We start from the raw sequence: 20,834 nt of genomic DNA on the forward strand, positions 1-20,834 counted from the left end.
GGCCGAACCGGTGGACCTCGGGCCGCGGCTGCGCCGACCGGGTGAGCACCGCTCGCGGCGCGCCCGGGACGCCCCCCGCCGTTCCCTTCGCCAGCGCCTCCCCAGGGCGGGGTGTATCCAGGAGACATGGACATCCGGGCACGCGCCGAGGCGATCCGCAGGCCCGGCCGGGCCTCGCGGGCCCTGGTCGTCATCCCGCTGCTCCTGATCGTGCTGGTCTGCATCGGCGACGTCCTCGCCCCGCCGGAGGTCCACCTCGGGCCGTTCCTGGTCGCCGCGCCCGCGATCACGGCCTCCTTCGCCGGTCCCAGGACCACCGGCTTCATCGGCGCGCTCGCCGTCCTCGCCCAGGCCACGGTCGCCGCCGCCCGGACCACCCTGCTCGACCTGAACCACACCGTCCAGATCACCGCGCTGGCCGTGATCTCCGCGCTGGTGACGCTCTTCGCCTACCTGCGCGAGCAGCACGAGAAGGAGATGACCCAGCTGCGCTCGGTCGCCGAGGCCGCGCAGCAGGTGGTGCTGCGCCCGATCCCGCCCCGGATGGGGCCGCTGCGGATCGCCTCGGTCTACGTGGCCGCCGAGGCCGAGGCGCAGATCGGCGGCGACCTGTACGCGGCGGTGCGCTCCGGCCGGGCGACCCGGTTCATCGTGGGCGACGTCCGGGGCAAGGGGCTGGGGGCGATCGGGGACGCCGCGCTGGTGCTCGGCGCGTTCCGGGCCGCCGCCCACCGCCGGGTCGAACTGACCCGGCTGGTCGACTTCCTGGACAGCACCGTCTCCGGCGACCTGGAGGAGGCCGGGGACGACCCGGAGCGGCAGGAGTCCTTCACCACCGCGGTGCTGATCGACATCCCTGACGGCAGGCCCGTACTGAGCCTGGTCGACTGCGGCCACCCGCCGCCGCTGCTGCTGCGCGGCGGCCGGGTGGTCGCGCTCGAGGCCCGGCAGCCGGCCCCGCCGCTGGGCCTGGCGGCGATGGCCGAGCGGGGGCTGGGCCTGGAGTCCTTCCCGTTCGAGCCCGGTGACACCGTGCTGCTGTACACCGACGGCGTGGTGGAGGCCCGGGACACGGCCGGACGCTTCTACCCGCTCGCCGAACGGCTGGCCGCCTGGCCGGCCGACGACCCCGGGCAGCTGCTGAAGCTGCTCTGCCAGGACCTGGCCGCGCACACCGGCGGCCGCCTCGGCGACGACGCCGCGATGGTGGCGATCGTCCGGCTGCCGTCACCCCCCGGGTGACCCCACGGCCCGCAGCGCCGGGCCGTCGAAGGCGCCCTCGGACGCGGTGACGGACAGCACGGCGACGCGCCCGGTGGACCGGACCGGCCCGGCGACAACTGTGCGGGCGGCCTTCGCCACTCTCGCGGCCCGCTGACTCCCGAAGGGGCGCAGGGCAGGGCCACGGCGGACGCGCCCGGGGGGCGGACGGCTGATCAGAACCCGAACGGCGGCGCGGGGGAGATCTTCCCGGGCTCGATCGGGCCGCTCGTGCCTACGGTGGGTCAGAACGCTGTCGTCCCGGTGGCACGGAGGTCCGCATGTCGTTGGCTCGTCGGGTGGTACTGGCCGCGCTGGCCGGCAGCGCGGTCTCCGGCTGCGGGATCTCCCGCCGCTCCGCGGCCCCGCGGCCGCAGACGTCCGCGCCGCAGGCCCCGGCCCTCGCGGCGCCGGTGACCCCGGAGCCGTCGACGGGACCGTCCGCCGGGCCCTCCGCCGCACCGGCCGCGGAGCAGGCGCCCGGGCCGGCGGCCCGGGCCGTCCCGGCGGTCCTGCCCGGCCGCGCCGAGCTGGTCGAGCGGCTGTCCGGCGAGTCGCCGCGCAGCTGGGGCTTCGACCCGCCGGGCGCCGCCACCGAACTGCCCGAGGGTGAACGGGCCATTGCACTGACCTTCGACGCGTGCGGCGGCCCCGGCGGATCGGGGTACGACGAGGCGCTGATCGGCACCCTCCGGGCCCGGCAGGTGCCCGCCACGCTGTTCCTCAACTCCCGCTGGGTGGAGGCCAACCCCGAGCTCTTCCGGGAACTCGCCGGCGACCCGCTGTTCGAGATCGGCAACCACGGCACCCGGCACCGGCCGCTGTCGGTGACCGGCCGCTCGGCGTACGACATCGCGGGCACCCGTGACGTCGGCGAGGTCTACGACGAGGTGGCCGGCAACCAGGAGGGGCTCACCGAACTGCTCGGCCGCCCGCCCGCGTTCTTCCGCTCCGGCACCGCGTACTACGACGACGTGGCCGCGCAGGTGGTGACCGCGCTGGGGGCGCGCATCGCCGGCTTCACCGTCAACGGCGACGGCGGCGCCACGTTCGGCGCCGAGCAGGTCCGGCGCACGGTCGCCGCGGCCGGGCCCGGCTCGATCGTGCTGGCGCACATGAACCACCCCGGCAGCGGCACCGCCCGCGGGGTGGCCGCGGCGCTGCCGGAGCTGCTCGACGCGGGCCACCGGTTCGTCCGGCTCTCGGACGTGGCGTGGTGAACCGCTGCTGCTGCCGCCGCTGACCGGCCGGCCGTCAGTCCTGTCGCTCGTGCTCGGCCCGCAGCGACTCCTCGGCCTCCTCCTGGGCCGCCCGCACCTCGGCCTCCACCTCGTCGGCGGGGCGGCGCACCAGCCGGCCGCCGTGCCGGGCGGCGATCTCGTCCACCGCGTCGGGGGAGGTCTCGGTCAGCTCGGCGATCAGCATGCTGGTGCTGTCGGCCAGGCCCCGGCTGAAGACCAGCAGGCCCTCGGCCGAGTCGCTGAGCCGCTTGTACTCCGCGCCGCCGCCGAGCGCCGTGCCCGCGCCCCAGCCGAGGAACACCCCGATCGGCCCGCCGATCAGCCCGACCAGTCCGCCGACCACACCGCTGAGCACCGTCGCCGTGCCCGCGCCGCGCACCCAGCTCTCCGGTACGTCCAGCAGGCCCTCGGCCGACCGCTCCATCACGGCGGCCTGCCGCACGCCGTGCACCTCCTTGATCTCGTGGTACGCCCGGCGGGCGGCCTCGGTGGATCCGAAGGTCACGAAGACCATGCTGTGGCTCTCGTGCATCGTGCTGCCTCTCGACGTGCGGGCGCGGGTGCTCATCGCAACGGTAGGCCCGCCGGGGCCGGTCGTGCCGGACCCCGGCGGGTGGTCACCACTTGTCCCAGGCGATGTTCCAGCCGCTGAGGCCGTTGGCCGGGTCGACCTGCTGGCCGACCGAGTTCTTCACCGTCACCACGTCGCCGATCAGCGAGGCGGCGTAGAACCTACCCGCCACCGAGCCGTCGTCGCCGTCCTCCGCGGAGCCGTCCTGGAGGCCGACGCAGCCGTGGCTGGTGTTGCGGCTGCCGAACGGGTTGTCGGGGGCGTACTTGCCGTGGACGTAGGTGCCGGTCGGGGTGAGCCGCAGCGCGTGCGGCATCTTGACCTTGTAGTCCGGGCCCTCGTGGTTGACGACGGTGGAGGAGTCCATCACGGTGGTGCCCTCCTTCGCCATGATCACCATGGTGCCGTTGAAGGTGTTCTGCGAGGCGGGGGAGGAGGCGCCGGCGCTGATCGGGATGGTCTCCGCGGGCTTGCCCTCCTCCTCGACCACCATCTGGTGGGAGGCGGCGTCCGCGGTGCTGATCCGCGAGCGGCCGATGGTGAAGGTCTGGTCGCTGTCGACCTCGCCGTACACGCCGGGCGCGGTCTCCACGCTCTTGAGGCGGTAGTGCGCGACCACCTTGGTCTGCGACTTCCAGAACGTCTGCGGCCGGAAGTCGATCCGGGTGTCGTTGAACCAGTGGCCCTTGACCACGCTGCCGTCGGAGGTCTCGAAGCTGACGGCCTGCTCCACCGCCGCCCGGTCCTTGACGGCCTTCTTGAAGGTCAGTGAGACGATCATGCCGGTGCCGTAGGTCTGGCCGTCGGCGATGTTGTCCTGCGGGCCCGCGCCCGCCTTGGGCGTCAGGGTGGTGAAGCTGCTCTCCGCGGTGGCGGCCAGTCCCTCGGCGTCGGTGGCCTTGGCGCTCACCCGGTACGCGGTCGACACCGCGAGCCCGGCCGCGGGCACCCAGCCCAGGCCGTCGGCGGCTATCGCGCCCGGGACCTCCTTGCCGTCCGGTCCGGTGACCTTCACCTCGGTCAGCTTGCCGTTCGCCACCGCGACCTTGAGCGCTCCGGTCGGCTTGACGTCCGTCGCGCCGTTGCCCGGCTCGATGGTCACCGCCGCCGCCGAGGTCCTCTGCTTCGACGCGGCCGCCGCCCCGCCCGATCCGCTTCCGCTGCCGCCGCTGCACGCCGTGGTCAGCACCAGTGCGCCGCCGAGCAGCGCCACCGCCAGGACCCTGTTGTTCCGTTCCACCCGAATGACCCCTCTTGCCGGTTCCAGCCGTATACACGCCGGAGCGGGCGGACAGGTTCCCGCAGAGAGGGACGATTCGGTCACGCATGGATCTCCGGCGGCGGCGCCGGGAGTGCTGTCCGGCCGGTCAGACGCACTTCAGGTCGCGGTTGACCAGCGTCACCGAGCCGACCTTGCCGTCCGCGACGGTGAACTCCAGCATCCAGCCCGCCGGGCCCTGGGCCGACACCTGGTACCGGCCGTCCTTGCGCAGCTCCAGACCGCGCGAGCCGTACGCCTGCTTCAGCTCCTCCAGCGTGGAGCCCGCACCGACGCCCTCGGCCGTACGCGCCCCGGCCGGCGCGGCCAGCTCCCGCAGGCCGTCCTTGCCGAAGGACGCGCCGCCAGCCGCCGCGAACGCCGCGTCGCGGGCCTCACGGACCTTCATCTCGTCGACGATGGCCTGCGTCGCGTCGGCGAACAGCCGGGCCGCCTCGGCCTGGCGTCCGGCGTCGTCCGCGTACTCCCGGGCCGAGGCGCCCGGGCCGGCCTTGCCCTGCTCGGCCTTGGCGCCGGCCTCGTCGGCCTTGGCGTTCAGGTCCTTCGACCTGGTCTCGGCGGCGGTCTCGGCCGCCATCCGGGCCGGGTCCGGCGCGGGCCCGCCCTGGTACGAGAAGTCCGTGCACCCGCCGAGCGTGGACACCGGCGCGGCCTGCAGCGCGCCGGTCGCCAGCGCCGCGTCCTTCGCCTGGCCCGGCGTCAGACCCCGGTAGCCGGCCGCACCGAAGGCCTCCGGCGCCTTGCCCGAGGCCGGCGCCGACCCGCCCGCGCCGCCGCCCGCGCAGGCCACCGCGCCCGCCAGGACCGCCGCCGCCACCAGGCCCCGACCGGCCGTCCGCCGCCGCCCGGTGCCCCCGAGCCCGGATACTGCTACCACCATCTGCTGCTCCCCTTGTGGATCTTCGCGGCCACGCTAGCGGTCCGCCGTCGACGGCCGACACCGGATTTCCGCCCGCGCTCGCCCGGCCGCGCCGTCCACCGCCGGTCAACTCGGCTCCCCGAGGCCGCGATTGCCCCCGGCGGCCGCGGGCCGCCCGCCGCGACCGGGTGACGCGGCTCACCCGCCGCCCGTCCGTCCCCGGTTGGCCCGATCGGCCGACAGCGGCCCGGATGTCCTTGACCACCGCCGCGTGCCGCTGCTGCGATGGGACCGGCCGGATGCCTGCGCGGCGGCCGCGACCTGCGAAGACACCCGCCCTGCAGACGGCCGGACCGGGACGTCGCATCCGCCGAGGGGATCCCCATGAGGAGACGCTGTCCGGCGTGGGCCGCGGCCGCGGCCCTGACCGCCGCCACCCTGAGCACCGCCCCCGCGGCAGCGCGGGCGGAACCCGCCTTCGACCCGGCCGCGGCCGTCGCGAGCCTCCACCGGCTGCTGCCCGCGGCCGCCGCCGACCAGCTCACCCTCACCCCCGCGGCCCGGGACACCGGCGCCGACACCTTCACCGTCCTCGGCCGGGCCGGCGCGGTCGAGGTCCGCGGAACCTCCCCGGCCACCCTGCTGGCCGGCGCCGGCTGGTACCTGCGCGAGGTGGCGGGCGTCGACATCGGCCTGCCCGGCGACAGCCTCGCCGCGCTCCCCGCCACCCTGCCCGCCGTATCGCAGCCGGTCACCCGCACCGCCGCCGTCGCCCACCGCTACGCCCTCAACGACACCGACGACGGCTACTCCGGCGCCTACCGCGACTTCGCCGCCCGCCAGCACGAGATCGACGTGCTGGCCCTGCACGGCGTCAACGAGGTCTTCGTGCAGACCGGCGCCGAGCAGCCGTACCTCGAGACCTTCCGCCGGTTCGGCTACACCGAGGCCGAGCTGCGCGCCTGGATCCCCGCACCCGCGCACCAGAGCTGGTGGCTGCTGCAGAACATGAGCGGCTTCGGCGGGCCCGTGTCCGCGCACCTGGCCGCCGACCGCGCCGCGCTCGGCCGGCGGATCGCCGACCAGCTCCGGGGGCTCGGCATGACCCCGGTGCTGCCCGGCTACTTCGGGACCGTCCCGCCGGGGTTCACCGACCGCAACCCCACCGCCGTCACCGTCCCCCAGGGCAGCTGGGTCGGCTTCGCCCGGCCCGACTGGCTGGACCCGCGCACCCCCGTGTTCGCCGAGGTGGCCGCCGCCTACTACGCCGCCCAGCGAGCCGATTTCGGCGACAGCGCGATGTACAAGATGGACCTGCTGCACGAGGGCGGCAACCCCGGCACGGTCGACGTCGGTGCCGCCGCCGGCGCCGTCCAGCGCGCCCTGCAGACGGCCCACCCCGGTGCGCTCTGGGCGATCCTCGGGTGGCAGGACAACCCCACCGCCGCCCTGCTCGGCGGCGTGGACCGGACCCGGATGCTGGTCGTCGACGGACTGTCCGACCGCTACGACGGCCTGGACCGCGAGAGCAGCTGGGCCGGCACCCCGTACGCCTTCGGCACCATCCACAACTTCGGCGGCCACACCGCCGTCGGTGCCAACACCGTGACCTGGACCACCCGCTTCCGCCAGTGGCGCGACCGGCCCGGCAGCGCCCTGCGCGGTCTCGCCTACCTGCCCGAGGGCACCGGCACCGACCCGGCCGCCTTCGACCTGTTCACCCAACTCGCCTGGGAGCCGGGCGGGATCGACCAGGGGGACTGGTTCGCCCGGTACGCGGCCCGGCGCTACGGCGGCCCCGACCCGCACGCCACCGCGGCCTGGGAACAGCTGCGCCTCGGCCCGTACAGCCTGCCCTCGGGGACCTGGAGCGAGCCGCAGGACGGCCTGTTCGCGGCCCGTCCCGACCTCGCGGCGGCCACCGCGGCGAGCTGGAGCCCGCCCGCCCTGCGCTACCGCCCGCAGACCGTCCGCACCGCGCTCGCCGAACTGCTCCAGGTCGCCCCCGAGCGGCGGGCCACCGACGCCTACCGCTTCGACCTGGTCAACACGGCCCGCCAGACGCTCGCCGACCGCAGCCGCGAGCTGCTGCCGCTGATCGCCGGCGCCTACCGGGCGAAGGACCGGCCGGCCTTCCGCCGCCTGGCCGCCGAGTGGGCCGCGGACGCGGCGCTGCTGGACCGGGTGACCGGCTCCGACGCCCGTTTCCTGCTCGGCCCGTGGCTGGCGGCCGCCCGTTCCTGGGGAGCCACCGACGCCGAACGGGACCAGCTGGAGTACGACGCCCGGACCATCCTCACCACCTGGGCCGGGCGCGGGCCCAGCGAGGAAGGCGTGCACGACTACGCCAACCGGGAGTGGTCGGGGCTGGTCGCCACGCTCTACGCCCCCCGCTGGGCCGGGTACTTCGCCGGCCTGGACGCGGCGCTGACGGCGGGCCGCGACCCGGCGCCGGTCGACTGGTTCGCCGTGGACGACGCCTGGTCCCGTCAGCACGGCAGCTACCCGCTCACCCCCACGGGCGACCCGGTGGTCCTGGCCCGGGAGGTCCTGGCCGCCGTCCCGCCGCCGACCGGGCCCTGACCGCGGCGGCGCCGGGGGAGCGGGCCCGGGGGCCATGATCAGGGACACCGACCATGGCCCGGCCCTCGCGGGCGCCGGATCAGGACGCGCAGTCCTTGCAGATCGGCCGGCCCTGGGAGTCCTTACCGGCCAGCTGGCTGCGGTGGTGCACCATGAAGCAGGTGGCGCAGGTGAACTCGTCCTGCTGCTCCGGCAGCACCTGGACGACGAGCTCCTCACCGGACAGGTCGGCGCCGGGCAGCTCCAGCCCCTCGACCGCCTCGAAGTCCGCGTCGACCTGACCGGTCGACTTGTCGTTGCGCCGGCTCTTCAGTTCCTCGATGCTGTCGTCCGATTCCTCGTTGTTGTTGCGCGGGGCGTCGTAGTCGGTTGCCAAAACGGCGGCCTTCCGGTCGGGATACCGCACGGTCGGGGACCGCGCGGCGGTGGGTGTCGACGGACATCCTGTCCTGTCCGCGCGGCAGGGGGAAGCCGGGACGGTCGGCCCGCACCTGTTCGGATGACGGTGAACCGGCACCGGACCCGGAACGCACCGTCCGTCACCGGCGGTTCAGCCGCTCAGATAACCGCCCGGCACCGAGGTGAACAGCGCACCGCCCGGGCCGCTCACCCGCCAGGCCACGGCCGGTCCGCCGGGCCCGGGTTCCGGCGGCACGGCCAGTGTACGGCCGGTGTCGAAGTCCATCTCCAGGCTGCCGGCCGGGCTGACCCGGACGGCCGTGACCAACGCGCCGACCAGTGCGGCGAGGCCGCCGGCCGGGGCCATGGTCAGGCCGGGGTAGAAGTGCTCGACCTCGTGCGGGCCGGTCAGCCGGAAGTCGTTGTCCACCGTCACCGCCAGCCCGCCGGTCAGGCCCACCCGCAGCCGGTAGCCGCCCTCGACGGTCTCCACCCGGTGCCCGCGCAGTGCGCCCTCGATCGGATCCGCCGCCATGGCCTCCGCCTCCCTCGCCCGGTCACCCGGGTCCATTGTCCGCCCCACCGGGCGCCCACCGCGGGGCCCGGCCGCTCACGGCGCGGCCGGCACCCCCTGGACCAGCTCGGCCGGCCCGCCGTCGCCGTCCCGGGCGGCCAGCGCCCCGGCGATCCGCGCCCAGGACGGCCCCGGGAGCACCTCGCGGGCGCCGTCCGGTGTGAACATCCGCGCCTCGGCCAGCTCGGCCGGCTGCAGCCGCGCGGTCGCGAGCCGCCCGGCGGCGAGCGTCCCGCCGTCGTAGACGTGCACCAGCCGCGCCCGGTCACCCGGCCGGTCCGCCTCGGCGGGCACCCAGTCCAGCGCCAGCAGCCGGCCCACCTCGCACTCCCAGCCCAGCTCCTCGCGGATCTCCCGGCGGGCCGCCTGCCGCGGCAGCTCCCGGTCCGCCTCCACACTGCCGCCGGGCAGCACCCAGTACGGACCGAGATCGCCCGCCCGCGGCCGCAACCGGACCAGCAGGATCCGCCCCTCGGGATCGGTGAACAGCATCCGCGCCTTCGCCCGGATCCTCGGCCGGGTCGCCAGGTAGGTCTCCCGGTCCATCGGCGGAGCGGGCGCCGGCCGCGGCGCCGCGCCCGGCCCGGGCAGGGCGGCCGCGCCGGTGTACGCGGCGGGCGGCGCCGGCGCGAGGTGGGCCCTGGTGTGGCCGGCCGGGTGCCCGACCTCCAGCTCCAGCGGCCCGGCCGACCGCGGCGCCCGCAGACAGGCCGTCACCCGCCGCGACAGCAGCGGCGGCAGCGCGGACGCGGCCAGCTCCGGCGCCAGGTACCCGTACCAGCCGAGCTCCCGCTCCTCCAGCCGGACCGCCGCCAGCTGCGCCGCGGTCAGCGGGTCCGCCCAGTAGAGGAACGCGGCGATCGGCGGGCGGTCCCCGTCCAGCGACCAGTCCAGGCAGGCCAGCGGCCCGAGCCGGGGGGTGATGCCGAGCTCCTCCTCGATCTCGCGCCGGGCGGTCTCGCGCGGCGAGCCGTCCGCGTCCTCCCAGCCGCCGCCCGGGATCTCCACCGGGTGCTCGGCCGCGTAGGACACCCGCACCACCAGCAGCCGCCCCCGCTCGTCGGTGAACAGCACACCGGCCGCCGCGAGCAGGTCACGGCCGTCCCCGTCCGCCGGCTGACTCGTTGTCACACACGCCCCCTGTCGCGGTACCGCCCGTCGCGTTCCGTTGCGGACAGCATGCAGGACACCACGGCGTGCGCGCACGCGTCCGGGCGCGGTCCGCGCGAGGATGCCCGCAGCCGAACACCGCCGCCCCACCGCCCGAGGAGTGCCCGTGACCGTCGCCCTGCGCAGGATCCACGACGAACCCGCCGCCGCCGAGGGCCACCGGGTGCTGGTCGACCGGCTCTGGCCGCGCGGGGTGCGCAAGGACGCCGGACTCTTCGACGAGTGGCTGCGCGACGCCGCCCCGAGCGACGGCCTGCGCCGCTGGTACGGGCACCGGCCGGAGCGGTACGAGGAGTTCCGCCTCCGCTACCTCGCGGAGCTCGCCGACCCGGCGCACGCGGCGGCGCTGCGGCGGCTGCGCGAGCTCGCGGGCGGCCGGCTCACCCTGCTGACCGCCACCCACGACCTGGAGCCGAGCCACCTCCCGGTGCTGGCCGAACTGCTCGGCGGCCGCTCAGCTGCACCAGAACAGGATCGGCTTGCAGGTCCGGGTGGGTGAGGGGGCCGGGGTGGTGGGGGTCTGGCCGGTCGGCGCGGCGCTGGTCGGCGCGGGCGCCGGCGCGGTGGGGGAGACCGGCCCGCGGGACGCGGTGGCCGGGGCGGTGGACGCCGACGCGGACGCGCTCGGCCTGGCGCTGCGGCTCGCTCTGGCCGTCGCGGACGGGCTCGGCGGGGCGGAGACCGCCACCGGCGACAGGCTGGGCATGACCGGCGCCTGGTGCTCCTCGGTGGGGGCGCTCCCGGGCCGGGCGGCGCCGTCGTCCTGCGGCGCGGCCAGCGCGACCACCCCGGCGCCGCCGATCACCAGCCCCGCCGCCGTGATCAGCACGATCCGGCGTCCCCGCCCGGTACGGCGCCTGGCGCGGCCGGCGGGCCGCAGCGCGGCCTCGGGCGCGGCCGCCGGCAGCGGGACGAAGTCGCTCGCCGGGGCCCCGCAGCCGGGGCAGGAGAACGCGCCGTTCAGGTGCCGTCGGCACGGTACGCAGTAGTTCGGGCTGCCGTGGTCCATGTCAGCTTTCCGGGTCGCCTCAAGGCCCGCGCATTTTGTGCGCGACCTGTCAGGGACCCTACGTACGGCACGGCGGGCCCCGACAGGTACCGGCTGTGAGGCTTTCGCGGAGATCCCATGCACGGCTGCGGGCCGCCCACCGGCCCCGGGCACGCCGCCGGGCCGGCCACCGCGACGGTGGCCGGCCCGGGTGCGCCCGTGCGGGCGAGCGGGGCGCTCAGGCCAGGGCCTGCGCCTGCGAAACCTCCTGGACCTGCGCGTACGGCGCCAGCTTGCGGAGCGACTCGATGCTCTTCATGCACTTCTCGAGCGACTCCTCCGGGTCGCCGGTCACCACGACGGACCCGTTGCTCGCCTTGAGCCGGAACCTGTGGTTGCCCGCGGAATCCTGGTAGATCTCGAACTTCCCTGCCATGGACGTCTCCACCTCTTGTAGGACCGCCCCCCAGCGGCAACCTAGGCGGACCCCGGTACCCGCGCACCCCGGGCGCCGTCGGACGGGTCACCCCCGCAGCGGGTACTCCCGCACCACCTCCGCGGCCGGCCGGTCGGGGCGCAGCCCGAGGAAGCGGGGCTGGCGCAGCCGCCCGTCCCTGGTCCACTCGGTGAAGCCGACCTGCACCACCAGGCGCGGTGCCACCCAGTGCACCCGGCGCTCCGGCATCGGCCCGCCGAACGGGCTGTCCGGCTGCGCCAGCGCGTCCAGTGCGCCCCGCAGGGCCAGCAGCGTGCGGGTGTCGAAGCCGGTGCCGACCTTCCCGGCGTACCGCAGCCGCCCGCCCTCGTGGTAGCCGAGCAGCAGGGCGCCGAACCCGGCGCGGCTGCCGGCCGGGTCGGTGAAGCCGCCGACCACCAGCTCCTGACCCGCCTCGCACTTGAGCTTCAGCCAGTCGGCGGAGCGCCGCGGCAGGTAGCGGCTGTCGGCCCGTTTGGCGATCAGCCCCTCCCAGCCCTGCGCGCACGCCTCGGCGAGCGGGACCGGGCCGTCGGCCCGCCGGTGCTCGGTGAAGCGCAGCCGCTCGCCGTAGACCAGCGACTCCCGCAGCAGTTCCTTGCGATCGGTCAGGGCCAGCGCGGTGGTGTCGTGGCCGAACAGGTCCAGCAGGTCGAACAGGAAGTAGGTGACCTGCACGCCCGCGGCCGCCGCCGCCCGCGGGTCGCGCAGCTGCATCCGCTGCTGCAGCCGGGCGAAGCTGGTGGCCCCGCCGGCCAGCGCGACGATCTCGCCGTCGACGGTGTACTCGGGGACCGGCTGGGCGGCCAGCGCCTCGACCAGCTCCGGGTAGCGCTCGCCGAGCGGCTTGCCGGTGCGCGACAGCAGCCGCACCCCGCCGGCGTCCCGCCGGGCGAGCGCCCGGATGCCGTCGAGCTTGCGTTCCAGCAGCCAGCCGCCGTCGAAGTCGCGCCGGTCGCTCGCGGTGGCCAGCATCGGATGGATCTCCACGGGGGAGCGGTACCCGCCCGGCCCCCGGCTCGGCACGCCGCATCACCCGGGCGGCCCTATCGTGGTCACCAGGGGGACGGCGCACGGACCAGGTGCGGCAGACCCAGGAGGTGGGCGCCATGGTTACGACCTACGACCTCGGACAGCTCCACGGCCCGACACACCGCAAGCCCGCTCCGCTGCACAGGCGGTTGACCACGGCGCTGCGGCACACCCCGGCGCTGGCGCTGGCGTTCTGGTGGGGCCTGGCGATCGGGGCGACCCTGATCGTGGTGCAGCTGAACGACCCGGTGGCGCTGGCCGTGATGAGCGCGATCTGGCTGACCACGGTGGTGCTGACGGCCGGCTGGGCGGTCGGCCACCCCAGGCTGGGGCAGCCGCCGCATCCGTACCCGGTGGCGTGATCGGGGTGCTCAGCGCCCCAGCCAGACGGTGGTGATGTTGCAGAACTCCCGGATGCCGTGGGCCGACAGCTCCCGGCCGTAGCCGGAACGCTTGACACCGCCGAACGGGAAGGCGGGGTGCGAGGCGGTCATGCCGTTGAAGAACACCCCGCCGGCCCGCAGGTCGCGCACGCAGCGGTCACGCTCGGCGGCGTCGGCGGTCCACACGTTGGAACTCAGCCCGAACGGGGTGTCGTTGGCCAGCGTCAGCGCCTCGTCGAGGCTCCCGGCCCGGTACAGCGTCGCGACCGGACCGAACGCCTCCTCGTGGTGGATCCGCATCGCGGACGTCACCCCGCTCAGCACTGTCGGCCGGTAGTACCAGCCCTCGTCCAGACCGGCCGGCCGCTCGCCGCCGCACTCCGCCACCGCGCCGAGCGCGAGCGCGTCCTGCACCAGCTCCTCCAGGTCGGCGCGGCCCTGGCGGGTCGCCAGCGGTCCGACCTCGATGTCCTCCACCTGCGGGTCGCCGACCTTCAGCGCACCCATCCGCTCGATGAACGCGGCGGCGAACGCGTCGTACACCTCGGTGTGCACGATGAAGCGCTTGGCCGCGATGCAGGACTGGCCGTTGTTCTGCACCCGGGCGGTCACCGCCCACCTGACGGCCTGCTCGAGGTCGGCGGAGGGCAGCACCACGAACGGGTCGCTGCCGCCGAGCTCCAGCACCGTCTTCTTCACCTCGTCCCCGGCGGCGGCCGCGACCGCCCGGCCGGCGCCCTCGCTGCCGGTCAGCGTCACCGCCGCCACCCGCGGGTCGCGGACCACGCCCTCCACCGCGCCGGACTCGATCAGCAGGGTCTGGAAGCAGCCCGCCGGGAACCCGGCCCGGGCGAACAGTTCCTCCAGGAACAGCGCGGTGCGGGGCACGTTCGAGGCGTGCTTGAGCAGCCCGACGTTGCCCGCCATCAGGGCGGGGGCCGCGAACCTGACCACCTGCCAGAGCGGGAAGTTCCACGGCATCACCGCCAGCACCACACCCAGTGGCCGGTAGCGCACGTACACCGAGGACGCCCCGGAGTCGGCCACGTCGGCCTGCGCCGGGTGCTCGTCCGCCAGCAGCAGGGGCGCCCGGTCGGCGTACCAGCGCATCGCCTTGGCGCACTTGGCGGCCTCCGCGCGGGCCGAGCCGATCGGCTTGCCCATCTCGGTGGTCATGGTCCGGGCGATCCGCTCCTGCTCCTCGTCCAGCAGGTCGGCGGCCCGGTGCAGCATCGCCGCCCGGTCGGCGAAGCCGGTCGTGCGGTACCCCTCGAAGGTGGCCGCGGCGCGGGCCAGGCGCAGCTCCAGCTCCTGGTGGTCGAGCGGGGTGAAGGCCTCCAACAGCTCGCCGGTGGCGGGGTTGACGGTGGCGATGGGCATCTGGGTCACTCCTGTCTGCCGGCGCGGTCCGCCGACCGGCGCCGGTTGCGGGGCCGGCGACCGGCCGGCTGGGTGGGGGCGGGCCGCCCGGGCAGCGCCGGTACGGGCCGGTGCGCGGGCGTGTCCCGGGTGATGGTCAGCGGTTCGCCGTGGTGCCACAGCTGGATCTCGGCGCCCTCCAGCAGGGTGTACCCGGCCCGGTCGGCGGTCACCTCCACGCGCAGTGTGCGGCGCTGGAACTGGACGGTGAACGCCAGCCGGGCCAGGCCCGGCGGCAGCCGCGGCGCGAACGACAGCACGTCGCCCTGGTGCCGCAGCCCGCCGAACCCGGCCACCAGCGCCAGCCAGGTCCCGGCCAGCGCCGCCAGCCGCAGCCCGTCGCGCAGGTCGTGCGCGGTGGAGCCGAGGTCCAGCAGCGCGGTCTCGGCCAGGTAGTCGTACGCCAGCTCCGGGTACCCGGTCTCCGCCGCCAGCACCGCCTGCACCCCGGCCGCGATCGGCGAGTCCCGGACGGTCAGCTCCTCGTAGTAGGCGAAGTCCCTGGCCCGCTGCTCCGGCCCGAACGCCTCGCCGCGCCGGAACAGTGCCAGCACCAGGTCCGGCTGCTGCACCACCTGCCGACGCTGCAGCTGGAAGTACGGGTGGTGGCGCAGCAGCGGGTACCCGCCGGGCCCGGTGGCGGCGAAGTCCCAGCGCTGGTGCCGGGTGAAGCCCGCCGACTGCTCGTGCACGCCGAGCCGCTCGTCGAACGGCACCGCCAGGTGCAGCGCGGCGTCCCGCCAGGCGGCGGTCTCCTCGTCGCTGACCCCGAGCGCCACCGCCAGGTCCGCGTTGCGCTCGGCGGCGTCGGCGGCGGCCCGCAGGTTCTGCTGGGCCATCAGGTTGGTGTACAGGTTGTCGTCGGCGGTGCCGCCGTACTCGTCCGGCCCGCTCACGCCGTCCAGGTGGAACACCCCGGCCGGGTCGTGGTGGCCGAGCGAGCGCCACAGCCGGGCGGTGTGGACCAGCAGTTCGAGCCCGGCCTCGCGGTCCAGCACCAGGTCTCGGTGGCCGCCGTGTAGTGCACCACCGCGTCGGCGATCCCGGCGTTGACGTGGAACGCGGCCGCGTCGGCCGGCCGGTGCGGGCCGCACTCCTCGCCGTCGATGGTCCGGCACGGGAAGGCGGCGCCCGCGAGCCCCAGCCGGCGGGCCCGGCGGCGCGCGGCGGGCAGGGTGGCGTGCCGCCAGCGCAGCGCCTGCGCGACCAGCTGCGGCGCGGTGTAGGTGAGCACCGGCAGGACGTGGGTCTCGGTGTCCCAGAAGCAGTGCCCGTCGTGGCCGGGCCCGGTCAGGCCCTTCGCGGCGAGGGCCCGCTGCTCGGCCCGCGCGCCCGCCTGGAATAGCTGGAACAGCGCGAACCGGACGGCCTGCTGGACCTCCGCGTCCCCGTCCACCTCGACGTCGGCGCTGCCCCAGAAGCCGGCCAGCACGGCCCGCTGCTCCTCGGCCAGCGCCTGCCGTCCGGTCGCCGCGGCGCGGGCCAGGGCCGCGTCCACCTGGCTGCGCACGGCATGCCGGGAGCGGACCGCGGACCAGCCGTGCGCGACCAGCTTGTCCAGCCGCAGCGCCTGGCCGGGCCGGAGCGAGGCGGTCACGGTCAGGCGGGCCAGCCCGGGACCGTACTCGACGGCGGTGGCGGTGCCGGGCGGCCCGTCCACGGTGTGCTCGGCGGCGACGGCGATCCGCTGGCCGCTGCGCCGGGTGCGGTGCAGCAGGTGCAGCCGGGTGCCGTCGGCGGCGGCGTCCTCGGGCTCCAGGGCGTCGGCGGTGGCGAGCAGTTCGGACTGCAGGACGATCCGGGCGGGCCCGTCGACGGGTTCCACCCGGTAGCCGATCGCGCCGACCGCCCGCTGGCTGAGCGAGACCAGCCGGGAGGTGGTGATCCGGACGGTGCGGCCGGAGGGCGCGGTCCACTCCACGTCCCGCTCCAGGACGCCGTTGCGCAGGTCGAGGGTGCGCCGGTGGCGGTGCAGCCGGCCGTAGCGCAGGTCGAACGGTTCGTCGTCGACCAGCAGCCGCACCAGGCGGCCGTCCGGGACGTCGAGCACCCGCTCGCCGGGCTCGCCGTCGCAGCCGGGCTCCTGCTCGAAGACGCCGTTGAGGTAGCAGCCGGGCAGGCCGAGCGGCTCGCCCTCGTCCAGGGTGCCGCGCCAGCCGAGGTGCCCGTTGGAGAGCGCGAACAGCGACTCGCTCTGCGCCAGCACGTCGAGGTCCAGCGAAGTCTCGCGCAGGCACCAGGGATCGACGGGGTACGCGGGGTGGAGGATCACGCCGCCGCACCTCCCGCGGTCGTCGGCGGACAGGCCATGCGACCACCCTCCCCCGGATCGGCCCCGGGCGCCTGTACGACGCGCCGCCCGGGGCCGGGGTGGGCCGGGTCAGCCCGCGATCACCGGGTAGTGGTCGGAGAGGTCGCTGTAGGTGTAGCTCTTGCCCCAGCTGCTGACCGTCCACGGGGTGCTGTGGAAGCGGTACACCTGGTTGGTGTACTGCTGCGGGCGGGCGTGGTCGGCCCGGTACAGCACGTAGTCCAGGTCCTCCTTGGGCTCACCGGGGTAGCGGTAGGCCGCGATGGAGTTGTCGACGGTGTCGAAGGAGTTGGTCCAGCCGGTCCGCTGGGAGGCGGGCGCGAGGTTGCCGTTGGCCAGCAGGGCCGGGTACTCGGAGTCGTGCGAGTTGATGTTGAGGTCGCCGGCCAGCACGATCGGCTCGTTCGCCGGGATCTGCTTGGCGTCCAGGAACGCCCGCATCGCGGTGAGCTGCGCGGCCCGGACGGTGGCGGGCTCGCCGCTGGAGCAGCCGGTGTCGGTGGACTGCAGGTGGGTGCCGACCACGTGGGTGCGCAGGCCGTTGACGTTCAGGACGGCGTACACGAAGCCCTTGTTCGACCACCAGTCGGCGCCGCAGGCGTCCTTGAAGATGTACTGCTCCTTGCGCAGGATCGGCCACTTGCTGAGCAGCGTCACGCCGCCGTCCTCGGGCGTGGTCGAGCTGTAGCTGCCGCTGGTGGCGTCCCACCCGCTCTTGGACCGGCCGACCACCGGGGTCTGGTGCGGGTAGGCCGCGGCGGCCTTGGCGGCGAGCGCGTCGGAGGCCGCGTTGTCGAACGCCTCCTGGAGCACCACCACGTCGTGGCCCTGGAAGAAGTCCGCCCCGGCGATGGCCTTGGCCCGGTAGTCCTGGCCCCAGTTCGGGTACAGGCTGGTGCTCATCAGGAAGGTGTTGTACGTCAGCACGTTCAGCGGCGGAGCGGTCAGGGGCGCGCTCTCGGCGGCGGCCGCGGAGGCGGGGGCGGTGGCCAGCGGGGAGAGCAGCGCCGCCGCCGTGCAGACGGCGGCGGCCAGGCGCAGGGTGCGGCGGCTCGTGGACTGGGGCATCAGATGCTCCGCTAAGTCTTGTCGGGGGCTCGTCAGTCGACGAGGTGTTGTGTAGTCAACTCGCGCTGATCCACGCCCTTCAAGACGCCGGTCGAGCATCAGGTGAACTCGGCCGAAACAGCCCTACTCGGCAGTAGCCGAAGGGTGTCCGGGCGCCCCTGCCGGGCATCCGGACACCCTTCGGCCCCGCCTCAGTAGCGCTCGGCCTGCGCCACCGTGGGCACCAGCGTCTGGTCGGGCGACTTGGTGCTGAACGCGGTCTCCTTCGCCGTCGCCCCCGGCGCGACGTTCTCGAAACTGAGGACGCTGGTGTCCACCACGTTGCCGGAGGGGTCCGAGAAGTTGACCCGCACCGCGTACGAGGCCTGGGAGGAGGTGGTGTTCACCACCGTGACCACCGCGGCGTTCAGGCCGCCGGAACTGGCCTTCGGCACCCCGGTGATGGTGACGCCCGAGGTGACGTTGCCGCGCCCGGCGGCGGTGGCCAGCGCCGACTCCGCCGCGGCCCGGCCCCGGCTCGCCTCCGCCGAGGCGGAGGCGGCGAACGAGGACGCGGCCGCCGAGAGCGAGGCGGCCGCGGACGACACCTCGGACTTGGCGGAGGAGGCCAGCGAGGACAGCGCCGACGGCGGTGAGCCGGAGAAGCCGGACGGGTTCGGGGAGAAGGCCGAGCTGCTCGCCGCCGAACCGCCGGAACCGGAGGAGTCGCACGCCACGACCACGCCGAACGCCCCCACCACCAGCGCCACCGCGGCCAGCGCCTGCCGGCGGCCGCCCCGCGTCCCCGCGGCCCTGCCCACGTACCTTCTGTCCACGAATCCACCCGGGTCCACGGCAGAGCCGTCCCCTGCCTCGTCCCCCCACAGTCACACCCCGTCAGGGCCCCGCGCGATCGGGACTCGCCCGACCGGGGGCGGGCCGAGGCCGGTCCGGCGCCCGGGCTCGGGGCCTTCGGCGGGGCCGCCGGGGCGGGTGCCCAGCACCGGCCGGCGCCGGGCGCGCCGGGACGGTCGGGACGGTCGGGACCCTCGTCAAGGGGTGGTCCCGGCCGATGTCCGGGCGTCCGGGCGCGGACCGCCGGGGGCCGCCCGAAGGGTCGCCTGCAGAGCCGCCTGCTGGGCCGCCTGCTGGGCCGCCCGCGGGGCCGTTCGCGCGGGTGCTACGCCCGCTCCGCCGAGCCTTCCGGGCCGATCAGGTTCCGGGCCGCGCTGGAGCGGCTGAGCAGCACGATCCCGGCCATGATCAGCATCAGCCCGATCACCTCCGGCACCACCCACCAGCCGCCGCGCAGCTGCTCGTCGTAGAGCAGCACGCCCAGCGCCACGCTCGTGCCGGCGTCGCCGAGGATCAGGGCGGGCTGGGAGAAGGTCAGCGGGCCGGACTGGAGGGCGTGCTGCAGCAGGAACAGCGCCGTGACGCCCACCGCGGCGAAGCCGTAGGTCTGCCAGGCGGTGAAGAAGCCGGCGGCGCCGTCGGTCTCCCAGGTCTGGGCGGCCGACTTCAGCAGCGCCGCCGTCAGGGCGTAGCACAGCGCGGCGGCCAGGGCGAGGGCGGCGGCCCTGGCCGGGCCCGGACGGCGCCGGGCGGCCGAGACGGTTAGGGCGGCGGCGGAGCCCAGACAGCAGGCCAGTGCGACCAGCCAGCGGGTCATCGGTGCCTGGGTGTCGCCCGGGGTGGGGGAGGCCGCCCCGAGCGCGACGCCCAGGCCGACCGTGACGAAACCCGCTGCCCGCCAGGCGTCCGGCGGCAGGCCGCGGCGCAGGATCACGCTGCCCAGCAGCAGCGCGGCCGGGAGTTCGAGCACGAAGATCGGCTGCACCACCGAGAGCGGCCCGTTGCCCAGCGCCAGCGCCTGGAAGCAGGCCGCGGCCAGGACCGCCAGCATGCCCCCGAGCCAGACCCGCTGGCGGACCAGCCCGGCCATCAGCCCCCGGCCGAGCCCCTCGTGCAGCGGTACCCGTTGCGCGGCCTTGCGCTGGAGCACCACGGCGAGTGCGTTGCTGAGCATGGTCAGCAGCGCGAACAGCACGGCGAGGGGGATGTGCACGGGCCTCTCCTGGCGCCTGGTACCGGCCGGTGGGTCGGACGGCCGTCATCCACCATCTTGCGGCGGGCCGCGGCGGGGCCACACCTCGACGGTCTCCGTGCCGGGCGGCGGGGGAGTTCCCGGCGCCGAGGTTAAGTGATATCACTATGATAGTTACGTGCCGTACCGTCCCGAGGAGCAGACCGCCATGTCCGTACCGCAAGCCGAACCCGCCGCCGTCGAGGGCTTCGGCGTCGAGATGCCCGCGCCCCGGGTCACCGAACGCGTGATCACCGGCGCGGCGGGGCTGCCGATGATGGTGCTCAGCCTGCTGCTGATCTTCGGCGGTGCGGGCCTCACGGTCTGGGGCATAGCCACCCAGGCGGGCGACCCCTCGGCGCTCGGCGCCACCCTGGTCTCCGTCGGCCCGCTGCTGTTCGTCGGCGGGGTGCTGGTCTCCCGCGGGCTCACCGCCGTCTCCCCCGGCCAGGCCAGGGTGGTCCAGCTGCTCGGCCGGTACCGCGGCACCGTCCGGGCCGACGGGCTGACCTGGCTCAACCCCTTCACCAGCCGCCGCCTGATCTCCACCCGGATCCGCAACCACGAGACCGAGACCGCCAAGGTCAACGACGCCGACGGCAACCCGATCCAGATCGCCGCCGTGGTCGTCTGGCAGGTGGAGGACACCGCGAAGGCCCTCTACGAGGTCGACGACTTCGTCGAGTTCGTGGCCATCCAGACCGAGACCGCCGTCCGGCACATCGCCAACAGCTACCCCTACGACGCGCACACCGAGGGCCAGATGTCGCTGCGCGACAGCGCCGACGAGATCACCCGCACGCTGTCCGCCGAGATCGATGCCCGGGTCGCCTCCGCCGGTGTGCGGGTCGTCGAGTCCCGGATCACCCGCCTCGCCTACGCTCCCGAGGTGGCGCAGGTCATGCTGCAGCGGCAGCAGGCGGGCGCCGTCGTCGCGGCCCGCCGCCTGATCGTGGAGGGCGCGGTCGGCATGGTGAACCTCGCGCTGGATCGCCTCGCCGAGGACAACGTGGTCGAGCTGGACGAGGAGCGCAAGGCCGCGATGGTCAGCAACCTGCTGGTCGTCCTCTGCGGCGACCGGGGCACCCAGCCGGTGGTCAACACCGGCTCCCTGTACCAGTGACCGAGCAGTGGACCGAGCAGTGGACGAGGTGGTC

At 75.3% G+C, this 20,834-nt stretch carries 19 protein-coding genes and 1 pseudogene; 6 read left to right on the forward strand and 14 right to left on the reverse strand.

The annotated features are described in order from the left end of the window. The first annotated feature begins 126 nt into the window (after positions 1–126). Both AB0D08_RS07560 and AB0D08_RS07565 read left to right on the forward strand, forming a co-directional pair. On the forward strand, positions 127–1,242 hold the full coding sequence (locus tag AB0D08_RS07560) for a PP2C family protein-serine/threonine phosphatase (protein WP_033820025.1): 1,116 nt from the start codon (positions 127–129) through the stop codon (positions 1,240–1,242). A gap of 299 nt (positions 1,243–1,541) precedes the next feature. Further along, positions 1,542–2,480: a polysaccharide deacetylase family protein gene (locus AB0D08_RS07565; protein ID WP_359886854.1), complete on the forward strand. Its 939-nt coding sequence runs from the start codon at positions 1,542–1,544 to the stop codon at positions 2,478–2,480. Positions 2,481–2,514: 34 nt separating this feature from the next. Here AB0D08_RS07565 and AB0D08_RS07570 read toward each other — a convergent pair whose 3' ends face one another. From AB0D08_RS07570 to AB0D08_RS07580, 3 genes are all read right to left on the reverse strand, one after another. Then, positions 2,515–3,069, reverse strand: coding sequence for a histidine kinase (locus AB0D08_RS07570; protein ID WP_149038246.1), 555 nt, complete (start codon positions 3,067–3,069; stop codon positions 2,515–2,517). A gap of 49 nt (positions 3,070–3,118) precedes the next feature. After that, complete coding sequence (locus AB0D08_RS07575) at positions 3,119–4,312, reverse strand: Ig-like domain-containing protein (protein ID WP_359886856.1); 1,194 nt, start codon at positions 4,310–4,312, stop codon at positions 3,119–3,121. A gap of 127 nt (positions 4,313–4,439) precedes the next feature. Further along, positions 4,440–5,231: a hypothetical protein gene (locus tag AB0D08_RS07580; RefSeq protein WP_082526648.1), complete on the reverse strand. Its 792-nt coding sequence runs from the start codon at positions 5,229–5,231 to the stop codon at positions 4,440–4,442. A gap of 363 nt (positions 5,232–5,594) precedes the next feature. On the opposite strand from AB0D08_RS07580, the gene AB0D08_RS07585 reads away from it, so the two are divergent. Then, positions 5,595–7,793, forward strand: coding sequence for an alpha-N-acetylglucosaminidase (locus AB0D08_RS07585; protein WP_359886858.1), 2,199 nt, complete (start codon positions 5,595–5,597; stop codon positions 7,791–7,793). A gap of 79 nt (positions 7,794–7,872) precedes the next feature. Here AB0D08_RS07585 and AB0D08_RS07590 read toward each other — a convergent pair whose 3' ends face one another. The 3 genes from AB0D08_RS07590 to AB0D08_RS07600 form a co-directional block, all read right to left on the reverse strand. Next, the gene (locus tag AB0D08_RS07590; RefSeq protein WP_033821340.1) at positions 7,873–8,169 is read right to left on the reverse strand and encodes a DUF4193 domain-containing protein; all 297 of its coding nucleotides are present in this window, start codon (positions 8,167–8,169) and stop codon (positions 7,873–7,875) included. A 174-nt stretch (positions 8,170–8,343) separates the two neighbouring features. After that, positions 8,344–8,727 (reverse strand): DUF6188 family protein, encoded by a 384-nt coding sequence (locus AB0D08_RS07595; RefSeq protein ID WP_033821339.1) that lies wholly within the window; start codon positions 8,725–8,727, stop codon positions 8,344–8,346. A gap of 75 nt (positions 8,728–8,802) precedes the next feature. Further along, positions 8,803–9,897 (reverse strand): NUDIX hydrolase, encoded by a 1,095-nt coding sequence (locus AB0D08_RS07600; RefSeq protein ID WP_359886861.1) that lies wholly within the window; start codon positions 9,895–9,897, stop codon positions 8,803–8,805. Positions 9,898–9,997: 100 nt separating this feature from the next. On the opposite strand from AB0D08_RS07600, the gene AB0D08_RS07605 reads away from it, so the two are divergent. Further along, positions 9,998–10,435, forward strand: coding sequence for a DUF488 family protein (locus AB0D08_RS07605; RefSeq protein WP_051813950.1), 438 nt, complete (start codon positions 9,998–10,000; stop codon positions 10,433–10,435). Here the strand turns inward: AB0D08_RS07605 and AB0D08_RS07610 are convergent. The 3 genes from AB0D08_RS07610 to ligD all read right to left on the reverse strand — a co-directional run bounded on the left by AB0D08_RS07610 (position 10,391) and on the right by ligD (position 12,374). After that, entirely contained in the window at positions 10,391–10,945 is a 555-nt protein-coding gene (locus AB0D08_RS07610) for a hypothetical protein (RefSeq protein ID WP_359886864.1), read from the reverse strand. The genes AB0D08_RS07605 and AB0D08_RS07610 overlap by 45 nt on opposite strands. 217 nt (positions 10,946–11,162) lie before the next feature. Further along, a complete protein-coding gene (locus AB0D08_RS07615) occupies positions 11,163–11,360 on the reverse strand; it encodes a DUF1508 domain-containing protein (protein ID WP_033818501.1) in 198 nt (65 codons plus the stop codon). A gap of 87 nt (positions 11,361–11,447) precedes the next feature. Beyond that, on the reverse strand, positions 11,448–12,374 hold the full coding sequence (gene ligD / locus AB0D08_RS07620) for a non-homologous end-joining DNA ligase (protein WP_359886925.1): 927 nt from the start codon (positions 12,372–12,374) through the stop codon (positions 11,448–11,450). A gap of 134 nt (positions 12,375–12,508) precedes the next feature. Here ligD and AB0D08_RS07625 point away from each other — a divergent pair, with 134 nt between their 5' ends. Then, positions 12,509–12,793: a hypothetical protein gene (locus AB0D08_RS07625; protein ID WP_055731231.1), complete on the forward strand. Its 285-nt coding sequence runs from the start codon at positions 12,509–12,511 to the stop codon at positions 12,791–12,793. Positions 12,794–12,802: 9 nt separating this feature from the next. Here AB0D08_RS07625 and AB0D08_RS07630 read toward each other — a convergent pair whose 3' ends face one another. The 5 genes and pseudogenes from AB0D08_RS07630 to AB0D08_RS07650 all read right to left on the reverse strand — a co-directional run bounded on the left by AB0D08_RS07630 (position 12,803) and on the right by AB0D08_RS07650 (position 19,659). Continuing rightward, complete coding sequence (locus tag AB0D08_RS07630) at positions 12,803–14,194, reverse strand: NADP-dependent succinic semialdehyde dehydrogenase (protein WP_033818498.1); 1,392 nt, start codon at positions 14,192–14,194, stop codon at positions 12,803–12,805. A gap of 5 nt (positions 14,195–14,199) precedes the next feature. Then, positions 14,200–16,505: pseudogene (locus AB0D08_RS07635) on the reverse strand (glycosyl hydrolase family 65 protein). A 108-nt stretch (positions 16,506–16,613) separates the two neighbouring features. Next, positions 16,614–17,612: a sphingomyelin phosphodiesterase gene (sph, locus tag AB0D08_RS07640; protein ID WP_033818496.1), complete on the reverse strand. Its 999-nt coding sequence runs from the start codon at positions 17,610–17,612 to the stop codon at positions 16,614–16,616. 191 nt (positions 17,613–17,803) lie between these two features. Beyond that, positions 17,804–18,412: a hypothetical protein gene (locus tag AB0D08_RS07645; protein WP_033818495.1), complete on the reverse strand. Its 609-nt coding sequence runs from the start codon at positions 18,410–18,412 to the stop codon at positions 17,804–17,806. A 359-nt stretch (positions 18,413–18,771) separates the two neighbouring features. Next, complete coding sequence (locus AB0D08_RS07650) at positions 18,772–19,659, reverse strand: DMT family transporter (protein WP_033818494.1); 888 nt, start codon at positions 19,657–19,659, stop codon at positions 18,772–18,774. Positions 19,660–19,897: 238 nt separating this feature from the next. Here AB0D08_RS07650 and AB0D08_RS07655 point away from each other — a divergent pair, with 238 nt between their 5' ends. Continuing rightward, complete coding sequence (locus AB0D08_RS07655) at positions 19,898–20,800, forward strand: SPFH domain-containing protein (RefSeq protein WP_033818502.1); 903 nt, start codon at positions 19,898–19,900, stop codon at positions 20,798–20,800. The last annotated feature ends 34 nt before the right edge of the window (positions 20,801–20,834 follow it).

The sequence above is a fragment of the Kitasatospora sp. NPDC048540 genome, assembly GCF_040651175.1.
Taxonomy (GTDB): Bacteria; Actinomycetota; Actinomycetes; order Streptomycetales; family Streptomycetaceae; genus Kitasatospora.